Origin of the sequence: Pseudomonas sp. 34 E 7 (assembly GCF_900005715.1) — a bacterium.
Classification (GTDB): domain Bacteria; phylum Pseudomonadota; class Gammaproteobacteria; order Pseudomonadales; family Pseudomonadaceae; genus Aquipseudomonas; species Aquipseudomonas orientalis_A.
Window position 1 is genome coordinate 1 of sequence record NZ_CVTX01000021.1, and the last position, 965, is coordinate 965.

1 protein-coding gene is annotated in these 965 nt (G+C 59.5%); it reads right to left on the reverse strand.

Annotated features, from left to right (window positions below; all coding sequences use genetic code 11):
- Positions 1 to 32 precede the first annotated feature (32 nt).
- The gene (locus BFP96_RS00685) at positions 33 to 551 is read right to left on the reverse strand and encodes a sigma-70 family RNA polymerase sigma factor (RefSeq protein ID WP_065892898.1); all 519 of its coding nucleotides are present in this window, start codon (positions 549 to 551) and stop codon (positions 33 to 35) included.
- Positions 552 to 965: the final 414 nt, after the last annotated feature.

Consider the following 965-nt stretch of genomic DNA (forward strand, 5'->3'; position numbering starts at 1 on the left):
CCACTGGGCGGCGGCGCGGGCAACGTCGCGGTTCACAGGTTCACCAGCAGGCAGTGTTCATAGGCCTGGGCCATGTAGCGTTTTACCGTGCGCTCGCAGACGTTGAGGCGTGCAGCGATCTCCCGATAGCCCAGGCCTTCCAGTTGGCTCCACAGAAAAGCGCGGCGCACCTGCACCGGTAACCCCTCAAGCAGGTCGTCCAGGGCGTGCAAGGTTTCCAGCAACAACCAGCGTTGTTCCGGCGAAGGCACGCAGGCCTGCGGCAGGCTGGCCAGGGCATTCAGGTAAGCCTGCTCGAGGCTGCGCCGCTGATGGAAATTCACCAGCAGGCGTTTGCCGACGGTCACCAAATAGGCGCGCGGCTCCTGCATCTGCTCGATCGGCTGCGCGCTGGCAAGCACGCGCAGGAAGGTATCCTGGCTCAGGTCCGCGGCGTCCCAGGCATTGCCCAAACGCCGGCGCAGCCAGCTTTCCAGCCAGCTGTGATGGTCGCGGTACAGGCTCGACACGGTCGGTTCGGGGGCATGGGTCGGTACAACAGCATCATTCATGGCAAGCGACCTGCGCGGCGCGACTGAGTCTCAAATGAGATTCATTCTATTTAATGTTGCGTCGCTATACCACGATCTTTTCAACGCGTCGTTTAACGTACAGACGATCTTCTTGCGCGTTGACCTCCCCTGTTACACACCATATAGTGTGCCCACAAACAGAACAGACCACTACATAGTGTGCAGTATCGGTATTTTCCGACCACACTCTGCGCAGTATTTCAATGCCTGAAGCCTGCAAACCGCCTATTTTTTGGACGGGTCCACACACCGTCAGAACAGATCTGGAAGGAGTATTTCAATGCTGAGTTGGGATGAAGTCGACAACGAAGACAGCGTTGCAGCGGTAGTCAGAGGCGCCAACGCCGGCCACGCCACCGAAGCCAACATGGACCGCCTCGACGGAGCCGGCGC

Coding starts and splice junctions, on each gene's coding strand:
- BFP96_RS00685 (WP_065892898.1), bottom strand. CDS start 551: ATGAATGATGCTGTTGTACCGACCCATGCCCCCGAACCGACCGTGTCG.